Genomic DNA, 19,088 nt, shown 5'->3' on the forward strand with positions numbered 1-19,088 from the left:
AGGGGGAGTGTGGAATCATCAAGGTTTGCCCACTAGGCATGTTTTACAGCCTTGACTCCAAGAGCAAGCCCGCTCTCTATGAACATCAATGCTTACATTGAAGTCTCTATCCAAAGAAAAGCCACAAGAGAGATAATTTTGGCGGGCACCATAGGCCCGCTCTCTATCTTTTAGGCTCAAATCCTCTTTAAGTGCTCCACAGCTAGAACAAGTTTTAGAGCTGGGAACAAAAGCAACGCTTTTGATGAGACCTATAACCACTTGGGTTTTTCTCTCTAGAGGATAGCCCTTGCATTATAACAGTCCTCGCAGTTTGGCATTAGACGCGCAACCCTTCGGCTTGCGCACCCCCAAAGTTTAACCATACCCTTCAAGTTCAAGTCTTCAATGAAAATAGTGGCGTATTGTCTGGCTAGACTATTGGCAAGCTTGTAGAAAAAGTCTGTTCTCAGGTTTTTGATTTTTCTGTGCAATCTAGCAAGCCTTCATCTAGCTTTCAAGCGGTGATTCGAGCCTCTTTTCTTTTTAGAGATTTAGAACAAGATTTCATCAAAGGCCAATATTTAGAGAAAAATAAAGGTAAGGGGATTTGTGCGCCATGAGAGCAGGTGAGAAATGTTTTTAACCCAGCAAGCCCCACGCTGTTAGTGCCTGCAGGTTTAGGGGAAAACGCTTGGCGTTTTTCTCCACACACCAGGCACAAGTTAAATCTAGGAGGTCTGCCTTGTTTTTAAAAAAATCTTTGATAAGCCTTGTCTATCCTCTCTACTAACTCCTGCAAGGTTTGAGAACCCAAAGTTTTAAAAAGCAAAGTGTGTTGTTTTCATTGAGTTTGGTGATGTGCTTTGCAGAGTGTAGAGATTTAAGTGTTTCTTGTAGAGCCTTCATATCTCTTATGCCAAGCCATACCATGGTTGTAGCAAATGCCATAAAAGCGTAGAAGCTTGCTGATGTGCTTGTGCTTGCTTGCATGGTAGAGTTTCTGCTTGTAGGCGATTAACATCGTCTTTCCACTTGTTTTCAAAGGCGCACCCCCCTATAGAAGAAATCAAACAAGAGTTTGTCCATGGTGTGGGTAGTCTTGTTCTCAAATGCACAAACTCTTGCCTTAAAAGCCGACTGCTTCTGCCTTTAGCTGTTCTAATAAACTTCATCACTCCAAAATGAGCGCAGCGGAGTTTCTATGCTCCTTTCTGTTTCCATTTCTAAAATCTCCACCTCTAATTCTTGTGCCACTTCTAAAACAATTTGTTTCAATCTTATCTCTACCTGATTTACAAGAACTTTTCTCTTGTAATTAGGACACCACACAGCATGGTATTTGCAAGTATAGACAAGATTGTTGTTGCTCTTGTATTCTTGTATTTGATAGTTTGCATGCAGTGTATGATTTATATAGAATTAATGATATGATTTATACAGAATTATCTTAGCTGACACTTTAAGATGATTGTCTTTTGTTATGCTCTCAAGAGCATGCGTGGTAACGATCCAAATACCCGCCCGCATGCACCTCTATAGAGAAGAACGCCGCCACAACAGAGGCGAGCCACATGAGCCAAAAGCGGTTATCTAAAACAACTTTACCCACCATCACCTCTCTAGGGGTTTTAAGCAAACGCCCCAAAGGACATGAGTTTTTGGTAGCGTAGGGTTAAAAAGGCGCTCTGTTGGATGAGGGGAAGTTGTTGCAAGAAGTAGTCTTTAATGGATTGGCTGGCTTGGAGTTTGTCGCGGTGCGCGCCCCTTTCAGGCTCTAAAATGATGTCGTCTATCAAATTGGCCTTTTTGAGATCAAAGGGGGTGATTTTCATGGCCTTGACCGCGACTTCAATTTTGCTCGGATCGTTCCACAAAATCGCCGCACAGCCCTCGGGCGAAATCACGCTAAAAACCGCATATTCTAGCATGGCCAACTTATCTGCCACCGCATGGCTAACGCCCCCCACTGCCCCCTCGCCGATGATGATGGAAATAGTGGGGACTTTCAAGGCGGCAAACTCTTGCAAATTTTTGGCGATCGCCTCGCTCTGTCCCCGCTCTTCTGCTCCAAGCCCGGGGTAAGCCCCCGCCGTGTCCACGAGCATTAGAAGCGGTGAGCGTAGATACAAGCTAGAGAGCCTTAAAAATATCAACAAAAATATCATATTCAACAATGATAACCGCAAAACCATCGCTTATGCCCGTGTTTCTAGTGCCGACCAAAAAGAGGATTTAATCCGCCAAGTGCAGGTTTTGGAGCTGTATTGTTCGAAACTGGGCTTTAATTACGAAGTGATACAGGACTTAGGCTCTGGGATGAATTATTACAAAAAGGGCTTAACCAAACTTCTTGACCTTATCCTAGAGAGCCAAGTAAAAAGGCTTGTTTTGACCCATAAAGACCGCTTATTGCGTTTTGGTGCGGAGTTGGTGTTTGCTATCTGTGAGGCTAAAGGTGTGGAAGTGATTATCATTAATCAAGGCGATGAGAATATCCGCTTCGAGGAGGAGTTAGCTAAAGATGTGTTGGAAATTATCACAGTATTCTCCGCTAGGCTTTATGGAGCACGCTCCAAGAAAAACAAACAGCTTTTAGAACAAATGCAGGCGGTGGTAGAGGACAATGTTACAACTGACCCACAAGATTGAATTACAACCCAACAATAAAGCTCAAACCCATTTTAAAAAAGCCTTTGGGTGTGCTCGATTAGCCTATAATTGGGGACTAGCCAAGTGGAAGGAAAACTACGAAAAGGGCATAAAATCTAACCACTTTGCCCTAAAGAAAGAATTTAACGCTTGCAAAAAAGAGAAGTTTCCCTTTGTCTATGAAGTGTCCAAATATGCCACAGCCCAGCCCTTTAACCACTTAAACCTAGCGTTTCAAAAGTTCTTTAAAGATTTAAAATTGGGTAAGGTCAGTTACCCCCGCTTTAAACGCAAAAGAGAATATCAGGGGAGCTTTTACATCGGGGGCGACCAAATAAAAATCATTCAAGGCAGCACAAAAGACTATCTTAAAATCCCCAACCTGCCTAAAATCAAAATGACCGAAAAACTACGCTTTAAAGGTAAAGTTAATGGGGCGACCATCACACAAAAGGGAGATAAATTCTATGTATCTATCCAAGTCGACACCACACAAGAGGAGTTTCACCGCACCCACAAGCCCATCAAGAGTAACCACACTTTAGGTGTAGACACAGGAATAAAGGCTTTTGCTAGTCTATCTAATGGCTTACAGATTTTCGCCCCCAAGCCACTAAATAGGCTCGCAAGACGGCTTCAAAGACTTAGTCGGCAAGTTTCTAAGAAACAACACCCGAAAACCAAAGGTGATAAGACTAGAAAATCCGCTAATTATCTTAAAGCCAGCTTGCGGCTGAATCGCCTACACACCAAAATCGCCAACACCCGTAACACCTTTTTACACAAACTCAGCACCGCCCTAGTGCGGCACGCTAAGACCCTTTGCCTAGAGAGCTTAAAAGTCAAAAATATGCTTAAAAACTCTAAACTAGCCAAAGCTTTGAGCGATGTCAGCATCTCCGCCTTTAACACGCTCTTAGAGTATAAGGCGAAGTATTATGGGCGGGAGATTTTACAGCGGATACCTATATAGACTACGGGCTTGTTTAGTGGCTTGCAAGGGCATTAAAAAAAGCCTAGCTTGTTAGGGCTGTAGCTCACCAAGATATTTTTAGTTTGCTGGTAATGCTCCAACATCATCTTATGCCCCTCCCGTCCGATTCCACTCTGTTTATAGCCCCCAAAGGCCGCATGGGCAGGATAAAGGTGGTAGCAGTTGGTCCACACCCGTCCGGCTTTAAGCGCGCGCCCAAAGTGGTAAGCCCGGTTGATGTCGCGCGTCCACACGGCGGCGCAAGTGAGCACAACAAACCCCCAGTGCCTCTAGGTGTTTTTTCTAGGGTTTTGTCTCCTCGCTAAAACTTTCCAGCTGTTTTTGACGTGTTTGTAGGTTTTGCAACTCTTTGGCTTGGCTCTCTAGGGTGTTGGCATGCTCTAAAAAGCCCTTGTATCTAGATGCACTTAAAAACTCTTTAGTGGGGGTGTGGGGGTGGTGGTGTTGAATTTGTCCTTAGACTTTTCTAGGCTCTCACGCACATTGCCAAGGAGTCTTATGGCTTGAGATGGCAGGATTAAATTCAAATTTTGCAAATCGTGATTAAGTTGTGTGCTGTCTTTAACGTAGGTTTCGTGAATCGCCCCTCCCTAAAGGGAGGAGCTTCCTAACTAGCAGAAACTCATGTTTCTTAAGCTCGAAAGGCTTTGCATTACCCAAGAGACTCTAACCCCAATCTTAAGATATTCTTAGCGGCATTGATGTCTCCATGTTCTATAAAGGTAAGCCAAGTAGAGTGGTTAAAGCGATCGTTGTAGCCAAAGCTATCATTACCTGTGTTGTAAGGCAGATCAATGTAAATCATTTTCACTCTGCCATAAATGTCCTTGCGCTTTTTGAGTGTATGGAGGATGATTAAGTTATTGCCCTTAATGAGTAAATTGGGCTCTTTAGTGAGTGCGTCCTCTAGGCTCACATCACTTGCACCTACTAAGCTAAAGTTTTTAATGCCTTTGGGATTAGTAAAACATCGATCTCACTCTTGGCTAAGACGCTGTTAAAGAAAAGCTCGGTGCTTTTATCCTTGTCCTTGCTTTGAGCGCCCTTAAGAACACCACCTTTAAACGGAAAGTTTAAAACGACCTGATTAGTGTTTTTTAAAAATCTTTTGTTTTGATAACCTAAACCGATTTTGTTAGAAAATGCCGTGAAACTTGCATTTAAAAGCTTTAAGTCTAAAAATTCCAAGAACTTGTCTTGCTTAAAGACAAAGCTATTACAGACTTCCTCAAAGAATCGGTGCGGTATTCTTCCTTAAAGCTTGAAGTTTCTAGCAAGAATTGCAAAAGCTTTTGATCGTGGTTTGCTGCCAAGGGCGCACCGCTAGGATTGTCCCGAATCACGTCCTAATGTTCCCTAATAAATCGTTTTCTTTCATGGCTATTGTTTCCCGTATTGACCTGCTCAAAAGCCCTAGTTGTAGTGCAGTCTCTTTCTTTAAATGCTTAAAGCAACAAAGGCACTCTTAGAGCTTTCAGCCAAGGGTCTCTTGCCTTTGATTCATCAATTAATGGCTTTTACTTCGTGAACTTCTTGTCGTAAGTGCCTTTGTCGGTTACGATCTGCACTTCCAACATTTGGGAGGGATCGCATTTAAGGCGGTAGGCAATTTTTTGTCCATATTTGAGGGTGTGGTTGAAGAGAGGGCCTTTGTCAAACTTTTCTTTAAGGTTGTCGCCCACTTTACGCACGATTGCACACGAATCGCCCCGATTGGGGATCACCTTTTTGATCAACACCTTTTCATCGTTGAGCGAAATGATTGTTAAGATCGTGCGATCGAGCATGTTGCCGATCAGCTTGCCCCCACGGGGTTTATAACTGATCTTAAATTGCAAACTAGAGGCACTAAGCACACTCACAAGACTTAAGGCAAGCAGAGTTTTAAACATGGTCTTCCTTTTGGATTTCTTGGGTTAATTCAACTTCAAGGGCTGTGGTAAAAATGGGGGTGTAGGGCTGTTCTTGGGGCAGATTGCTTTTAAAGGCGTGCAGGGTGCTTAGGTAGTTCTCTTCGCTAAGTCTGCCCTGAGCCACAAGGTATTTTAGGTAGAGCCAATAGGTGTTGAGCACATCGCTTTGGCAATAGCTGTTGATTCGCTCCATTTGGGGCGGGTCTTGGTAGTAAAGTTGATAAACTTGATCCCCGCTTACATCAAACTTACCCGGCAAGCCACACAGCGCACAGACTCCATCAAACTCAATCCCCTAGTGGGGCTAAAATGCGTAAGGCTGTCTAATAGGTCGGTGTGATGCTCTTCGCTGTAGCGGTAGCGGTAGTTCTCCCATTTATCACCTTTGGCGTAAAAGGCGTGGGCGTTTAGGTTGTGGGCTAGGGCTTTTAACATCAAAAGGGGCAGGTCAAACACCCGCCCATTGAAGGTGACAAGTTGGGGTTGGTATTTGTTAAAAAACGCTAAAAAATCTGCCACAAGAGCCTTTTCATCACAAAGCCCCTTGCCAAAATTGCCCACACGTTTAAAAGCCCCACTAGGCTCGGCTAGCACGCTCGCGACACTGACAATTTGGTGGAAAAACAAGGGCGCAAAAGAGCTTTTATACTTCTCTTCGCACCACTTAAAAAAGTTTTCACAGGTTTGCAAGGGGGTATCTGCCACACACTCGGGGCAATGTTTGGCGATGATAGCCAAATTGGGCACACTCTCAATGTCTACAACACAAATAAGGCGCATAGATCCCTTTGATGGCAAAGTAAAAAGGCTATCTTAACTAAAAGTTGGCAAACAAGCGTTTAAAGGTGTAAGTTTTAAGCGTAAATCCCCTTGAAATCGTGGATGGCTTCCTCGTACATGGCGATGGCTTGTTTGATGGAGTCGTCTAGGGTGTAGTTTTGCGCGCTTGTGGCGTAGGCACTCTCGGCTTTGTTGCGCTCATCGGGGTGTTCTAGCCAGTAGTCAATTTTTTGCGCCAGGTCTTGGGGGTCGTTAGATTGGAATAGGGAGCGTTCGTCTAGGGCAAATTGGTTAGTTGCGCTGATTTTGCTGTCTGAAATGATGGGCACAACCCCGCAACTCATTGCCTCCAAACAAGCGATTGCCTCGCCCTCCACATCGGCAGTGTGGATGTATAAATCGCACTGATAGAGCAAGGCGAGCAAGTCTTTAGGCTCTAAAAAGCCAAAATCCACCGGGTGGGCGAGCCCCTGGGCGCATTTTTGCAATTTGGTTAAGTTTGGCCCGATGCCTTTTAAGTGGAGCTTGATTTGCGCGGCGTGGCGGCTTAAGCGCACGGCCTCTATCAACACTTGTTGGTTTTTCTCATTGGAGTAACGGCCTATCATGATGATATGGTAGAGGTCGTCTGTTTTGGTGTTTTGGAGGCGTTTGGTATAAAGAGGGTCAAAGCCATTAGAGATGACATACTTTTTCCCCCCATAACCATGCCTTTCCAGCTCAGCTTTAATCAAGGGGGAGGGGCAGTGGATATGGTGGATGTGTCTGTAATAGTTTTGCTTAAACCACCAAAAGATCAAGCGATTGAGCCACCCTAAATTCTGCAAATTCATGTTGTAGGTGATGTGCTCGGGCTGTAGGTGAAACGCCCCGATATAGGGGATTTTAAGTTTTTTAGCCACCTTAACGGCGACTTTTTCTAATTTAAAGGGTAAAAACACATGCACAATATCCACACCCTCAAAGGCTTGGGCTAGGATTTCTCTATCGGGCTTGCCAAAAATCATGTGCTGTTTATGTGACATCTCGGTAACAAAGGGGATATAGCGCTCTTGCAGGCCGTAAAAGCCCTCCCCTTGCACAAAGGGTGCCACCACCCGTACCTCATGCCCCCTTGCTTTTAGGGCTTGGTAAAAGCGATAACAGGTCATAGAAGTCCCGTTGCTCTTGTCCTCAAAACTATCCACGACTAAGGCAATGATCACTGCTCCTCCTTAAAATTAAACTTAAAAGGGCGTTTCTCAAAAACTAAAATCTCAAAATCCCCCTCAAAGACTTTGATCTCCATAAACTCGCCCTCGACATGCACGGCACACTTCTTGGAGCTGGCATGCGCGACCACCGCATTAAAAAACACCTCTTGCTTGAGCTCAATGGGGGCGAGTAGGCCTAACTTCATGGAAGAGATTAAGCTATTCTTTTTATTCAGCGCACACAAAGCCGCAAAGCTAGCCGCACTCACAATAAAACCCGCGTGCACGACATCTTCCTCACAGAGCATGAACTCTTTAGGTGCGAAGCACACGGTGGCTTTATTGCCCCCAAAGGACACCAAATCAGCGCAAAGGGTTTGGTCTAATTTGGAGCAAACCAGCAAGCCCTCTTCAATCGGCGTTTCCATGTTCTTCCTTTCATTTACGTAAGATAAAATACCCACGCAGGGGAGCGGGGTAGCCCTCTATACTTTTGGTGGGGTCTAGCGGGTCTAAAAAGGCTTCTAAACTCAGTCCCTCAATCCAAGGGGTCTGGCGCTGCTCTTTGGTGGTTGTGGATTTAAAGGCAAGGGGGGTGCACTCTTTAAAGCCCGCTTTAAAAGCCCAGTTTTGCAAGGCCTTCACGCTAGGGATAAAATAAACATTAGACATTTTAGCATAGATGCTAGGGCAAAGGGCCACCTCTAGGGGGCTGTCAAAAATCAAAGTGTCGAGCACCAACACCCCGCTGGGCTTTAAGCCCATAAACAAGGCTTTAAGGGTGCTGTGGGGGTCTTTTCTGTGATAAAGCACACCCAAACAAAACAACACATCAAAGCGTTTAGCATAGGTGCGTAAATCCTCCACGCCTAGACTCTCATAGACGATAGAAGTTTTTAAAAAGGAATTTAGCCATTTAAATTGCTTTGCATAAAGCGCGCTAGGGTCAAAGCCCACCAGACTTTTAGGCTGTTGCTCTTGCATGCAAAAAAGGTAATAGCCATTGTTACAGCCGATGTCGGCAACCTCGAGCCCTTCTAAACCCACCGCGCCCTTGATTAAATCCCATTTCATGTAACTTTGCCACTCGCTGTCAATGCAAAAACCGCAATCGCCTTGATGGAAACAAAAGGGCCCTTTGCGCCACGGCTTGAGCTTTAAAGCCTCGTGATAGACTTGCTCTAAAGAGAGATGAGCGGGCAAGTCAATAGGCACGCCCCTATGTGTGCCCTCACAGCGGGTCAAACAAACTCCTTAAGGGCGGCTTGCGCCAAAGCTCTTGTAAGGACACATTACCTAACACAAAGCCCAGTGAATAATCTTTAGTGCAAAGCAAGTTTTGCAAGTCGTGCAAGTTTTTATAGCGCACATGGACCAACTCCAAAGATTCTTGACTAAAAACGGCTAGCTTGTGGTAGGGGGCAATTTTTTTGACAAAGTCTAGCATGCAGGGCAACTCTGCCGCGTTTTTTTCGTAGATTAAAACCCGTTCACTTTGCCCATAGGCACAGGGTTCTAGACGTTTATTGGTGTAGTGGGGTTGCATAGAATTTAGCGTGCCTAAATGGCCTAAATGCACCTCTAGTCCCAAACTTTCGCATAAATTTAGCACCCTTGCTAACTGGGTCGCGTAAAGTCCCGAGATTTTTAAATCATGCCGTTGCCCCTTGTAGCACAGCACCATAGAAAAGAGTTGGGTTTGTAAGAGGGTGAAGGGGGGGGTGTTGGCAATTTCGTTTGTGTCTAATTTGGGGGGATTTGGGTCAAAAGCAGGGTGTGTATGCCCCTTAAGTCCAAATCTAGCAATTCTAAAAAATCCCCCTCAAAGGTACACACGCCGGGAGCTTTGGCGAGTTTGTTAAAGATTTCCATCTCTAGGCTAGAGAGTTGATAAAGGGCGATGGGCGCGTCTAAAAACTTGTAATACAAGAGTTTAAACACCGCCTCTTGCAGGTTTTCTACGCAAATCCACGCAATCTCAGGGTCACTAATGTGGGCGTGTTTCTCAAACAACACCCCGTAAGCCCCCAGTTTCACCGCCTCTTCAATGCACGCCGGGTTGAAGGCAGCGAACAAGCTCCCCTTTTTCACCCGATTTAATTTGTCTGTGGCGTGGGTGAAGGTACGCACAAAAGGTTCAGTCTTTAAAACCCCCTTTGTAACCGCCACAACTTCACAGACATCCACTAGCCGATTTTCGCCCCATTTTCTACGGCCTCAAGGGGGCTGATGAGTTTTAGCCCCCCCACATCGCTTGCGCTAAGCACCATGCCCTCACTCACTAACCCCAGCATTTTGTGGGGGGGTAGATTCAGCAGGGCGCACACCTGCTTGCCCTCTAAATCCTCGGGGTTATAGTGCTTGGCAATGCCCGATAAGATTTGGCGCACTTGACCCCCAAAGTCTATTTGTAGACACAAGAGTTTATCGCTCTTAGGCACCCTTTCAGCTTTAAGGACGGTGCCGACCCTTATATCTAGCCTGGCAAAGTCTTCAAATTTAATGAAATTGTCTTGCACCTCTTGCGGGGCTTGGCTTGGGGCTTCTTTAAATTTAGGGATGGATTGGACTTCGTCCAATCTAGGATAAAGTGCCTCTATGGGGGCAAGCTTTAAAGCGGGGAGCAGATAATCTTTCTGCATGCATGCCTTAAAGTTTTCAGGGGTTAGATCCACACCTAGCCACTTGGCTAGTTTGGCGGTGCTTTCAGGCAGCACGGGGTAGAGATAAAACACGCTCTTAGCTAAAAAGGTCGCCACAAGGGCTAAGAGTGCCATGGCCTTTGTGGGCGCGCTCTTAGCCATTACCCATGGCTGTTCTTTGGCAATGGTGGCGTTGCAGTTCTCAAACACCCGCCACAATTCTTCTAAATAGCGGTGTAACTGCAAGCCGTGCAAATAGGGCTCTAGACTCTCTAATTGCGCCTGCCATGTGGCATAAAGGGGAGCGTAATGCTCCAGGATGTGGCTGCTCTCAAGCTTGCCATTAAAGGGCTTAAGTAGTCCTGCCAGCCTTTGGATTAAATTACCTAAAGTGTTGCTTAAATCGGCGTTGAAACGGCGGATCAGGGCTTGGACGCTAAAGTCCCCATCTTGGCCTAGGGGGGCTTCTCTTAAGAGAAAATAGCGCAGAGCCTCAGTCCCATAGCTTTGGGCTAGCTCTTTGGCGTTGAGCACATTGCCGATGCTCTTACTCATTTTCACGCCCTCAATGGTCCACCATCCATGCACACAAAGCTGTTTAAACAAGGGCAACTCTAGGCTCATTAAAAAGGCGACCCAATAAATGGCATGGAAGCGCAAAATATCCTTACCCACAATGTGTAGAGCGTGGTTAAAATAGTCCATTTTGGCGTTGTCTGCCCCATAGCCTAGGCTACTCACATAGTTTAAGAGCGCATCTAGCCACACATACACGACATGCTTGGGCTCGTTTAAATGCTTTGGCAAAGGAATGCCCCACTCAAAACTTGTACGGGTGATAGACAAATCATACAAACCTTGTTTAATGAAGCTTGTAACTTCATTGCGCCGAGATAAGGGTAAAATGGCGTGGGGGTGCTTCTCGTAAAACTCTAGCAGCTTGTCTTGATAAGAGCTCAATCTAAAAAAATAGCTCTCTTCGGCAACTTTGGTGGTAGGACGGTGGCAATCCGGGCAAGTTTGGCTGTTTGTGGCAAAACTCTCACAACTCACGCAATAATCCCCCTCATAAACTCCTTTGTAAATGTCGCCCTTTTGCAGCATAAAGTCAAAGGCGTGTTGCACGGCTTGCTCGTGCGCCTTGTCGGTGGTACGGACAAAGTGGTTATAGTCAATCTTAAGAAAATCCCACTCAGCCCTAAACACTTGGCTAATTTTAGTGGCGTACTCCAAAGGACTCAAGCCGTGCTTAGCGGCACTTAGGGCGATTTTTTGCCCGTGCTCGTCTGTGCCTGTGAGAAAAAACACCTCTTTGCCTTGCAGGCTGTAGTGTTTTTTGAGCATGTCGGCAATGAAGGTCGTGTAGGCATGCCCTAAATGGGGGCTGTCATTGACATAATAAATCGGGGTTGTGATCAACATTTTCTGCATAAAAAACCTTCAAATAGCGGTGTTCTCCACCTTATTAAAACAAAACCCACCCCCTAAAACTCTAGCCTCTTATTTTATGACAAAAGGCAAAAACTAAAGCCTCTATCATAGCACAAAAGCATAAACTAGGCATGTTATAGGTCTTTTAAAATGCGGATTTCAAAGGTCTTTTCTGCGCCGTCTAAGAGCGTGATCTTACCCCCATGCGCTTGCACGACCTGCAAGGACAGGGCGAGCCCCAGCCCATTGCCCTTTAATTTCGTAGTCTCAAAGGGCTCAAAGAGCAAATCTTTATCCAGCACTTCCTTGCCATCGTCTTTAATGTGAAACACCACCCACTCGTTTTCTTCAAAAGCGGTCACTTCCACATGCCCCTCTTCGCACGCCCCCTCTTCGATCGCATCTATGGCGTTGTATAAGAAGTTTTGCAGGGCGATAGAAAGTAGGCTCAAATCGTAAGACGCGCTGATGGGGGCGATGGCGGTTTTGAGGCTAATGTCTTTGGTGTAGCTGTATTGATTCAACGCCTCTTTAATTTCGTCTTCTAGTAGGCCCAAACTTTGGGGGACTTTATTGGCATGCACGCCCTTAGAGAATAAAAGGGTCGCTTTGATGATGCGCTCCACCCGCCATAAAGAGCGTTGCAACTCAAAGACAATGGGCTTGGTTTTGTCGTCTACTTTTTTAAGGAGCACCGAAGTTAAAAGCGAGATAGAGCCCACGGGGTTTCTAATCTCGTGTGCTAAGTGGGCGGAGATTTTCCCCATAGACACTAGGCGTTCTTGGCGTTTTTGTTTGGTGATGTCCGTGGCGGTGATGATTTCCTTGCCTTGGATTTTATTGTTTTGGAAAAGGTAGTTCTTGCCCTCGTGCTCGATCTCGGTGTTAAAACCTAAAGCCTTGGCCTTTTCAAAGACTTCTTGGCTTTCGATCGCCTTGCTGTTCTTGTAAAAAAAACTTTTGTTCTCGTTGATCACCCAAATGGCTTGGGGCAAAATCTCAATCACCCACTCGTATAAAGCCTTGTAGTCTTTAAACTCTTTTTCAACTTTATAGCTTTGCAGAATAAATTCATTCAGTAACCTCAAGAGTTCTTGCCGATCTTGCCCCCCGATATTGTCTAAGATGTTTTGATCCACAAGAGCACTCACCCTTTTTTCTGCGCCTCTTGGTCTTTTAAGAAGTTAAACAGCAATTCGCTGTAGCCAAAATGCCCGCTGAGCTCATTAGACAGCGACTCTTTATACATGGATTGGTAAATCTCACTGCCCGCTTGTTTAGGATAAAGCGGGTTGTCTAGCTTCAAGGCAGTGTCTAACATAAACTTTAAAAGTAAGGACTCAAAGGCATCGGTTTGGGCTTTGAGCTGTTGGTCTTCTAGCTTGCCCCCCTTGGTGTGTTTGAGCTTGTTTGCATCCAGTTTATTGGCTAGGTATTGGTTGTAAATGTCTAAATTGTTCTTGATCATATGACCTCCATATCTGCGCTGATCGCGCCGCTTTTTTTCATGGCCTCGAGGATAGATACAATGCTCTTAGCCCCCACCCCGATTTTTTGCAATGCCTTCACCACGCTGGCGATCGTGGCCTTCGGGGTGCTTAAAATGTTCTCTTTGGTGTCTAAGTTTGTGTTGGGGTCTATCTTGGTGATGTCCTTTTTCGCCTTGCCCTTTTTAGGCTCTAAAGGCTCGGGGGTGATTTTAATCGTGATGTCCCCACTTGTTACAACCACCGGGTGCACCTCAATATCCACGCCCGCCACCACCGTGCCCGACTTCTCGTCAATGATGATTTTATTTTGGTTGCTGTAGTCAATATTGACTTCCTGGATTAAAGCCAAAAACTCGACCATGGTGAGTTTTTCGGGCTTTTTTAGCTTGATTGTTTTAGGATCAATAGCTAGAGCTACGGGTTCTTTAAAGGCTTTGTTTAGGGCTTCTTGGATTTTCACGGCGTTTTTAAAATCGGGGCGTTTTAGGCTCAAAGTCATGGCATTTTTATGTGCCAAATCATAGACGACTTCTCTTTCAATGGTCGCTCCATTGACGATCGTACCTGAGAGCAGGTTTTTAGAATTGCCTAAACTCACGCTCCCCTGCGCGATGGCGTAGATATTGCCATCGATCGCCGTTAAGGGGGTCATCACCAACACCCCATGATCTATGGATTTGGCATCCCCGATTGAGGAGATTTGCACATCGATCTTATCGCCCTGTCTTGCAAAAGAAGGTAAAGTGGCGGTGATCATCACGGCCGCGACATTTTTAGACTTAATGTCCTCGGGCGACACCTTAACATTGACACTCTCTAGCATGTTGGCAATGGATTGCATGGTGAATTTCGAGCCCGATTTGTCCCCCGTGCCATTAAGCCCAATCACCAAGCCATAGCCGATCAGCTGGTTGTCGCGCACACCCACGATACTCGCCACATCTTCAATCTTTTCGGCGTGCAAGGAAGTGTTTAACGCCCCAAACAAGCACAAAAGCCAAGCGCATCTTTTAAACATAGTTTAGATTTTACCCAAATATCTTTTAAAAAATCCTAGCCCCTAGGTCTTGGTATAAAGGGCGCAGTTTTCCTCTGTTATAATGCCCCCTATGTGTGGATTTCTTAGGTTTTTGCTGTGTGTGATGCTCCCTTGCCTGTGTTTGGCTCAAGTTATAGAAAATGAAGACTCCCAAGAGTCCCCACAAGAGCACACGATCCAAGACCTACACGCCATCCAAAACAGCTTTTTTACCAAAGAGCATGGCGACTTAGACAACACGCTTTTCATTGACTATAAACTCGGGCAAATGCCTAAACTTCGTTTGCGCTACGCCATGGTTACGACCCTCGTTTTTAGCGAGCCGATCGCTGAAGTGGTGCTGGGCGATAGCGTGGGTTTTAGCACCAAAACCCTAGGGCGCAATGTGCTCTTAATCAAGCCCCTAGAAGTGGGCATCGATTCAAATTTAAATGTGATTGGGACGAGCGGCAAGATTTACGCCTTTTACATTTTCTCCACGACTTTCACCAGCCCCAAAAACCCGATTTTAAATGTCTATGTCTCCAGTCAGCACTTTTTTAAAGACAAGGGGGCGTTAAACCAGCCTTTAGTCACGCTTGAAAACAAACTCCAAACCCCCACCACGCCTACGCGATTTTTGAAAATCGGCACGGGGGGCAATGTGCTGTTAGTGGATAAAAGCCAAATGCAACGGGGTTATCGGGTGCTTGGGGGCAAAAGGCGGGCGTGGTTTTGTCTGTGGTTATGCAAAGTCGCTTTTAAGGCGCAAATCAAACCCCTAGATATTTTTAACGACAAGCATTTCACTTACTTTAAGTTTGACAGCCAAAGATCGGGCGTAAAATTCCCTGTGGCTTACAAAGTGGTCGATGGCTACGACAACCCCATCAACACCCGTATTGTGGGGGATTATTTAATTGCCGAAGATATTTCACGCAAGTGGACGCTAAGAGAGGGTAAAATCCACGCCTGTGTGCGTAAAGTTAGCAAAACCCAATGAAACCCTTTGTCAAAAAAGCCTTGATTTTTGGGGGTGCTATGGCTGTGGTTTTTACCACTTCTTTAATTTTGCACCGCCCCAAAAAGCAAGAAATCTTAGAGTTGCAAGACACCAACTACCCCCTAGCCGACTACCTTTTTACCCCCAAAACCCCACCCCCATCCAAAGAAAACTCCGATCTAACTCATTTGCAAAAGCTCTTGCAAGAAAACGCTAAAGAAATCGCCAGCCTAAAGGCACAGTTAGAGCAAGCCAAAAAATCCCCTCCACCACCGCCTAAAGACACAGAGCCAAAGCAAGAAATAGAACCGCCCCAAGAGCAAGAAATAGAACCCGAGCCTGCTGAACCCACCCAAGAGGAGCTAGACATGGAAGACGCTTTAAACGGGCGTATACAGGGCTTTGAAGAACCCCAAGAGGAGGAGATCGACTACGGGGCGAGCCACTTTGAAAATGTAAAAAACCACGATCTAGCCACGCATGAAAACCGCCTACTACGCACCATCACCGCCGATAAGATGATCCCCGCTTTTTTAGTAACGCCCATTAGCTCCCAGCTTGCCGGCAAGGTTGTGGCGCAAGTGGAGAGCGACATTTTCGCCAACATGGGGCGGGCGATTTTAATCCCCAAAGGCTCAAAAGTCATCGGCTATTACAGCAATAACAATAAAATCGGGGAATACCGCCTAGACATTGTGTGGAGTCGCATCATCACCCCACAGGGCGTGAACATCACACTCACCAACGCCAAAGGGGCAGATGTCAAGGGTTATAGCGGACTCGTGGGGCAAATGATCACACACAACTTCCAACGCTATGGCATGCCCTTGCTCGTGTCGACTCTCTCTAACGGGCTTTTGATCGGCTTGACCTCTGCCCTTGCCAACAAAACGGGCAAGAACAATCTCTTTGGTGATTTTTTACTCATGCAACTCACCCGCCAAACGGGCTTGGGCTTAAACCAAATCATCGCCCAAATCTTAAAAGACAAGAGCAACTTAAAGCCTATTATCATCATTAGGGAGGGCTCTAGGGTGTTTATCTCGCCGAATTTAGACATCTTTTTCCCCACGCCCACAGAGGGCGAAGTTATGGCAAAGTTTTTCACACACCAAGCATTGCATTAAATGCGTTATAATGCGAAGTTTTGATTTTAACTAGAAGGTTACCTATGAAAGTCTATTTTTTTGCCACTTGTCTGGGGGGGGCGGTGTTTAGCCAAACGGCACTAAATTGCATTAAACTTTTGCAAAGGGAGGGAGTGGAGGTCATCTTCAAAAAAGATCAAACCTGTTGCGGGCAGCCTAGCTACAACTCCGGCTACTACGATCAAACCCGTGAGGTTGTGCTCCACAATGTCCGCCTATTCAAGGAGGATTATCCCGTGGTTGTGCCTAGCGGTTCTTGCGTGGGGATGATGGCGCACGATTATTTAGAGCTGTTTGAGGGGCATAAGGAATACGAGGAGGTGAAAAACTTCTCTCTTAGGGTCTTTGAGCTGGCTGAGTTTTTGGATAAAAAACTAGAGGTGCGCTACACCGACCTAGGCGCACCCATTAAAGTTACTTGGCATTCTAATTGCCACGCTTTAAGGGTGTCAAAGGTGATTGAAAGCGCGAAGAAAATCATCGCCCAGCTGTCTAATGTCGAGCTGGTGCCTTTGCAAAGGGAGGAGGAGTGTTGTGGGTTTGGGGGGACTTTTGCGGTCAAAGAACCCGAGATTTCTAACGCCATGGTGCAAGAGAAAATCCACGACATTGAAAGCCGTAATGTAGAATACATTTTATCCGCCGATGCGGGTTGTTTGCTCAACATCAGCGGAGCGATGGCAAAGATGAGAAGCAAGACTAAATCCATGCACTTTTACGACTTTTTAGCCCAAAGAGTGGGATTAGGAGTTTGACATGACACACACCACCACACACAGCGACCACGATTACGAACAAGTCATCGGCGAGAAGTTAAACGATGCGCAATTACGCACCAACTTGCGCTCAGCGATGGACACTTTAATCCACAAGCGCAAAGACCTATTAGAAGATCGTTACCCAGAGTGGGAGCAATTACGCACCATGGGGCAAAATGCAAAATTAAAAGTCTTAGCCCAACTAGACACCTATGTCCAACGCTTTGAGGAAAACGCCACAAAAAATGGCTTTGTGGTGCATTATGCCAGCACGGCAAAAGATGCCAATGAGATCATCTACAACCTAGCCAAAGAGCGGGGCGTTGAGCGCATTTTAAAGGGCAAGTCCATGGCCAGCGAGGAAATCGAGCTCAACCGGTATATGAAGGAAAAGGGGATTGTCGCTAAAGAAACGGATTTGGGCGAGCTCATCATCCAGCTGATTGACGAACACCCCGTACATATCGTGGTGCCTGCCATCCACAAAAACCGCCACCAAGTGGGTAAGATTTTCCAAGAAAAGCTAGGCGCACCCCTAGAGAGCGAACCTGAAAAGCTCAATGGCATCGCTAGAAAGCACATGCGAGGCGAGTTTGAGGGCTTTAAAATGGGGATTTCGGGGGTGAATTTTGCCATCGCCAATGAGGGGGCGATTTGGCTTGTAGAGAACGAGGGCAATGGGCGCATGTGCACCACGGCCTGCGATATCCATGTCGCCATTTGTGGGATTGAAAAAATGGTCGAAAGCTTTGAAGATGCTTCGATCTTAAACAACTTGCTTTGCCCTAGTGCCGTGGGCGTGCAAATCACCTGCTACCAAAACATCATCACAGGACCCCGTCAAGAGGGCGAGCTAGACGGGCCCAAAGAGGCGCACATCATTTTACTCGATCACAACCGCAGCAATATCCTAGCGGATGAAAAATATTACAGAGCCCTAAGCTGCATCCGCTGTGGGACTTGTTTGAACCACTGCCCCGTGTATGACAAAATTGGCGGACACGCTTACTTAGCGACCTACCCCGGACCCATCGGGGTTGTCATCACTCCCCAGCTTTTTGGGCTAGACAATTACGCCCACATCGCCAATTTGTGCAGCCTTTGTGGGCGGTGCGGGGAGGTGTGCCCGGTCAAAATCCCTTTGCCCGAACTCATTAGAGATTTGCGCGCTGAAAAGAGCCACGAGGGGCGGGGTGTGGTGCGGGGCTATAAAGACACCAAGCACAGCAAATTAGAAGAGCTAGGCATGAAGGCGTTTGCCAAGATTGCGAGCAATGGCACGCTATGGCGGGCTGTTATGGCACTGAGTGGGACTTTTGCCCCCTTAGGCAAGCTTTTTGGGCATTACACGCCGGTGTTGCAAAAGTGGTTGCGTTATCGCGAAATGCCAAAAGTGCAGGGCAGTTTGCACGCTAAAATTAAAAATTTACCGGGGGTGATTTATGAGTAAGCAAGTGGTCATTGAACGCATCCAAAATGCCCTAAAACGGCACGCTATTAGCCATGAAAATCTACCCTATAGAAATATGATCACAGACGCGAAAGCGGATTTGATCGAACAATACAAGCACCTACAAGAGCTCAACCGCTCCCAACTCACAGAGTGCGCTAAAGAGGACTTGCTCGGGGCGATCCAAGAGGCTTTAAAAGGTTTTGAAACCCAAAAACTCTTGTGCGCCACGAATTTACCCTGCTCTTTAGAGGAACTAGACCCCCAAAATCTTTACCAAAAAATCCCCTACGATAAGCCCGTAGAGGCGTTTAAAGAGGAGTTGTTTAACATCGACACGGCGATTTTAGAGGCGACTTGTGGCGTGGCAAACTTAGGTATTGTGGGCGTGGTGTCTTCTAAGTTTGCCCCGCGTTTGACTTCTCTCATCACCCTTAAATGCGTGATTTTGTTGGATCAATCTAAAATCGTGCAAAATTTGGCGCAGGGGCTAGAGGCTCTTAAAAACGCCGGGGAAGGGCGTTTGCCCACAAATATGCTCTTCATCGGCGGGCCTAGCCGCACCGCCGACATTGAGCTAAAAACCGTCTTTGGCGTGCACGGACCTATGGCAACCCATGTCATCTTATACTAAGGA

The 19,088-nt window shown here is 46.3% G+C and carries 22 protein-coding genes and 5 pseudogenes; 7 read left to right on the forward strand and 20 right to left on the reverse strand.

The window, feature by feature from the left end:
* Positions 1 to 18: 18 nt before the first annotated feature.
* From QUE23_RS10190 to QUE23_RS05550, 5 genes and pseudogenes are all read right to left on the reverse strand, one after another.
* Positions 19 to 261, reverse strand: coding sequence for a zinc ribbon domain-containing protein (locus QUE23_RS10190; protein ID WP_353622215.1), 243 nt, complete (start codon positions 259 to 261; stop codon positions 19 to 21).
* Positions 262 to 275: 14 nt separating this feature from the next.
* Entirely contained in the window at positions 276 to 473 is a 198-nt protein-coding gene (locus QUE23_RS10195; RefSeq protein WP_286349220.1) for a transposase, read from the reverse strand.
* Between the two features lie 420 nt (positions 474 to 893).
* Positions 894 to 1,365 (reverse strand): annotated as a pseudogene (gene tnpA / locus QUE23_RS05540) (IS200/IS605 family transposase).
* A gap of 103 nt (positions 1,366 to 1,468) precedes the next feature.
* Positions 1,469 to 1,591: a hypothetical protein gene (locus QUE23_RS05545; RefSeq protein ID WP_286348039.1), complete on the reverse strand. Its 123-nt coding sequence runs from the start codon at positions 1,589 to 1,591 to the stop codon at positions 1,469 to 1,471.
* A gap of 19 nt (positions 1,592 to 1,610) precedes the next feature.
* Positions 1,611 to 2,096 (reverse strand): annotated as a pseudogene (locus tag QUE23_RS05550) (carboxyl transferase domain-containing protein); the annotation flags it as partial.
* Between QUE23_RS05550 and QUE23_RS05555 the strand changes: the two are divergent.
* Together QUE23_RS05555 and QUE23_RS05560 are read left to right on the forward strand one after the other, a co-directional pair.
* Positions 2,089 to 2,631: pseudogene (locus QUE23_RS05555) on the forward strand (IS607 family transposase); the annotation flags it as partial. The pseudogenes QUE23_RS05550 and QUE23_RS05555 overlap by 8 nt on opposite strands.
* A pseudogene (locus QUE23_RS05560) lies at positions 2,606 to 3,589 on the forward strand (RNA-guided endonuclease InsQ/TnpB family protein); the annotation flags it as partial. The pseudogenes QUE23_RS05555 and QUE23_RS05560, both read left to right, overlap by 26 nt.
* A 47-nt stretch (positions 3,590 to 3,636) precedes the next feature.
* Here the strand turns inward: QUE23_RS05560 and QUE23_RS05565 are convergent.
* The 15 genes and pseudogenes from QUE23_RS05565 to QUE23_RS05640 all read right to left on the reverse strand — a co-directional run bounded on the left by QUE23_RS05565 (position 3,637) and on the right by QUE23_RS05640 (position 14,092).
* The gene (locus tag QUE23_RS05565; RefSeq protein WP_286348103.1) at positions 3,637 to 3,876 is read right to left on the reverse strand and encodes an aldehyde dehydrogenase family protein; all 240 of its coding nucleotides are present in this window, start codon (positions 3,874 to 3,876) and stop codon (positions 3,637 to 3,639) included.
* A 401-nt stretch (positions 3,877 to 4,277) separates the two neighbouring features.
* Complete coding sequence (locus QUE23_RS05570; protein ID WP_286348104.1) at positions 4,278 to 4,541, reverse strand: hypothetical protein; 264 nt, start codon at positions 4,539 to 4,541, stop codon at positions 4,278 to 4,280.
* Between the two features lie 14 nt (positions 4,542 to 4,555).
* On the reverse strand, positions 4,556 to 4,813 hold the full coding sequence (locus QUE23_RS05575; RefSeq protein ID WP_286348105.1) for a hypothetical protein: 258 nt from the start codon (positions 4,811 to 4,813) through the stop codon (positions 4,556 to 4,558).
* Entirely contained in the window at positions 4,801 to 4,968 is a 168-nt protein-coding gene (locus tag QUE23_RS05580) for a hypothetical protein (RefSeq protein ID WP_286348106.1), read from the reverse strand. The genes QUE23_RS05575 and QUE23_RS05580 overlap by 13 nt, the downstream gene beginning before the upstream one ends.
* Positions 4,969 to 5,142: 174 nt before the next feature.
* On the reverse strand, positions 5,143 to 5,517 hold the full coding sequence (locus tag QUE23_RS05585; protein WP_286348107.1) for a hypothetical protein: 375 nt from the start codon (positions 5,515 to 5,517) through the stop codon (positions 5,143 to 5,145).
* Positions 5,510 to 6,318: pseudogene (locus QUE23_RS05595) on the reverse strand (3'-5' exonuclease). Before QUE23_RS05595 ends, QUE23_RS05585 begins: the two are co-directional and overlap by 8 nt.
* Positions 6,319 to 6,392: 74 nt before the next feature.
* On the reverse strand, positions 6,393 to 7,523 hold the full coding sequence (locus QUE23_RS05600) for a glycosyltransferase (RefSeq protein WP_286348110.1): 1,131 nt from the start codon (positions 7,521 to 7,523) through the stop codon (positions 6,393 to 6,395).
* Positions 7,520 to 7,939 (reverse strand): PaaI family thioesterase, encoded by a 420-nt coding sequence (locus QUE23_RS05605; RefSeq protein WP_286348111.1) that lies wholly within the window; start codon positions 7,937 to 7,939, stop codon positions 7,520 to 7,522. The genes QUE23_RS05600 and QUE23_RS05605 overlap by 4 nt, the downstream gene beginning before the upstream one ends.
* Positions 7,940 to 7,949: 10 nt before the next feature.
* Positions 7,950 to 8,720 carry a tRNA 5-methoxyuridine(34)/uridine 5-oxyacetic acid(34) synthase CmoB gene (cmoB, locus tag QUE23_RS05610; RefSeq protein ID WP_434802011.1) on the reverse strand — a complete coding sequence of 257 codons (771 nt, stop codon included), beginning with the start codon at positions 8,718 to 8,720 and terminating at the stop codon, positions 7,950 to 7,952.
* 22 nt (positions 8,721 to 8,742) lie between these two features.
* Positions 8,743 to 9,195 (reverse strand): hypothetical protein, encoded by a 453-nt coding sequence (locus QUE23_RS05615; RefSeq protein WP_286348113.1) that lies wholly within the window; start codon positions 9,193 to 9,195, stop codon positions 8,743 to 8,745.
* A 59-nt stretch (positions 9,196 to 9,254) separates the two neighbouring features.
* The gene (locus QUE23_RS05620; protein ID WP_286348114.1) at positions 9,255 to 9,698 is read right to left on the reverse strand and encodes a hypothetical protein; all 444 of its coding nucleotides are present in this window, start codon (positions 9,696 to 9,698) and stop codon (positions 9,255 to 9,257) included.
* Positions 9,698 to 11,584, reverse strand: a complete 1,887-nt coding sequence (gene metG, locus QUE23_RS05625; RefSeq protein WP_286348115.1) for a methionine--tRNA ligase — start codon at positions 11,582 to 11,584, stop codon at positions 9,698 to 9,700. The genes QUE23_RS05620 and metG overlap by 1 nt, the downstream gene beginning before the upstream one ends.
* A gap of 134 nt (positions 11,585 to 11,718) precedes the next feature.
* Positions 11,719 to 12,735: a sensor histidine kinase gene (locus QUE23_RS05630; RefSeq protein ID WP_286348116.1), complete on the reverse strand. Its 1,017-nt coding sequence runs from the start codon at positions 12,733 to 12,735 to the stop codon at positions 11,719 to 11,721.
* Positions 12,732 to 13,052, reverse strand: coding sequence for a hypothetical protein (locus QUE23_RS05635; protein WP_286348117.1), 321 nt, complete (start codon positions 13,050 to 13,052; stop codon positions 12,732 to 12,734). The genes QUE23_RS05630 and QUE23_RS05635 overlap by 4 nt, the downstream gene beginning before the upstream one ends.
* Positions 13,049 to 14,092, reverse strand: coding sequence for a flagellar basal body P-ring protein FlgI (locus QUE23_RS05640; RefSeq protein WP_286348118.1), 1,044 nt, complete (start codon positions 14,090 to 14,092; stop codon positions 13,049 to 13,051). Before QUE23_RS05640 ends, QUE23_RS05635 begins: the two co-directional genes overlap by 4 nt.
* A gap of 124 nt (positions 14,093 to 14,216) precedes the next feature.
* Between QUE23_RS05640 and QUE23_RS05645 the strand changes: the two genes are divergently transcribed.
* Genes QUE23_RS05645 through QUE23_RS05665 form a run of 5 tightly spaced genes read left to right on the forward strand, consistent with a single transcriptional unit; the run spans position 14,217 to position 19,085 of the window.
* On the forward strand, positions 14,217 to 15,095 hold the full coding sequence (locus tag QUE23_RS05645; protein ID WP_286348119.1) for a TrbG/VirB9 family P-type conjugative transfer protein: 879 nt from the start codon (positions 14,217 to 14,219) through the stop codon (positions 15,093 to 15,095).
* Positions 15,092 to 16,222, forward strand: coding sequence for a DNA type IV secretion system protein ComB10 (locus QUE23_RS05650; protein WP_286348120.1), 1,131 nt, complete (start codon positions 15,092 to 15,094; stop codon positions 16,220 to 16,222). The genes QUE23_RS05645 and QUE23_RS05650 overlap by 4 nt, the downstream gene beginning before the upstream one ends.
* A gap of 44 nt (positions 16,223 to 16,266) precedes the next feature.
* Positions 16,267 to 16,998, forward strand: a complete 732-nt coding sequence (locus QUE23_RS05655) for a (Fe-S)-binding protein (RefSeq protein WP_286348121.1) — start codon at positions 16,267 to 16,269, stop codon at positions 16,996 to 16,998.
* 1 nt (position 16,999) lies between these two features.
* Positions 17,000 to 18,451, forward strand: coding sequence for a LutB/LldF family L-lactate oxidation iron-sulfur protein (locus tag QUE23_RS05660; protein WP_286348122.1), 1,452 nt, complete (start codon positions 17,000 to 17,002; stop codon positions 18,449 to 18,451).
* Positions 18,444 to 19,085, forward strand: coding sequence for a LutC/YkgG family protein (locus QUE23_RS05665; protein ID WP_286348123.1), 642 nt, complete (start codon positions 18,444 to 18,446; stop codon positions 19,083 to 19,085). Before QUE23_RS05660 ends, QUE23_RS05665 begins: the two co-directional genes overlap by 8 nt.
* Positions 19,086 to 19,088 lie beyond the last annotated feature (3 nt).

Source organism: Helicobacter felistomachi (assembly GCF_030296895.1).
GTDB lineage: Bacteria > Campylobacterota > Campylobacteria > Campylobacterales > Helicobacteraceae > Helicobacter > Helicobacter felistomachi.

Bases quoted from the DNA above. Each gene is read 5' to 3' on its own strand.
- QUE23_RS05585 (WP_286348107.1), bottom strand. From the start codon at position 5,517: ATGTTTAAAACTCTGCTTGCCTTAAGTCTTGTGAGTGTGCTTAGTGCC.
- QUE23_RS05605 (WP_286348111.1), bottom strand. From the start codon at position 7,939: ATGGAAACGCCGATTGAAGAGGGCTTGCTGGTTTGCTCCAAATTAGAC.
- QUE23_RS05615 (WP_286348113.1), bottom strand. From the start codon at position 9,195: ATGGTGCTGTGCTACAAGGGGCAACGGCATGATTTAAAAATCTCGGGA.
- metG (WP_286348115.1), bottom strand. From the start codon at position 11,584: ATGCAGAAAATGTTGATCACAACCCCGATTTATTATGTCAATGACAGC.
- QUE23_RS05635 (WP_286348117.1), bottom strand. From the start codon at position 13,052: ATGATCAAGAACAATTTAGACATTTACAACCAATACCTAGCCAATAAA.
- QUE23_RS05640 (WP_286348118.1), bottom strand. From the start codon at position 14,092: ATGTTTAAAAGATGCGCTTGGCTTTTGTGCTTGTTTGGGGCGTTAAAC.
- QUE23_RS05645 (WP_286348119.1), top strand. From the start codon at position 14,217: ATGCTCCCTTGCCTGTGTTTGGCTCAAGTTATAGAAAATGAAGACTCC.
- QUE23_RS05650 (WP_286348120.1), top strand. From the start codon at position 15,092: ATGAAACCCTTTGTCAAAAAAGCCTTGATTTTTGGGGGTGCTATGGCT.
- QUE23_RS05655 (WP_286348121.1), top strand. From the start codon at position 16,267: ATGAAAGTCTATTTTTTTGCCACTTGTCTGGGGGGGGCGGTGTTTAGC.
- QUE23_RS05660 (WP_286348122.1), top strand. From the start codon at position 17,000: ATGACACACACCACCACACACAGCGACCACGATTACGAACAAGTCATC.
- QUE23_RS05665 (WP_286348123.1), top strand. From the start codon at position 18,444: ATGAGTAAGCAAGTGGTCATTGAACGCATCCAAAATGCCCTAAAACGG.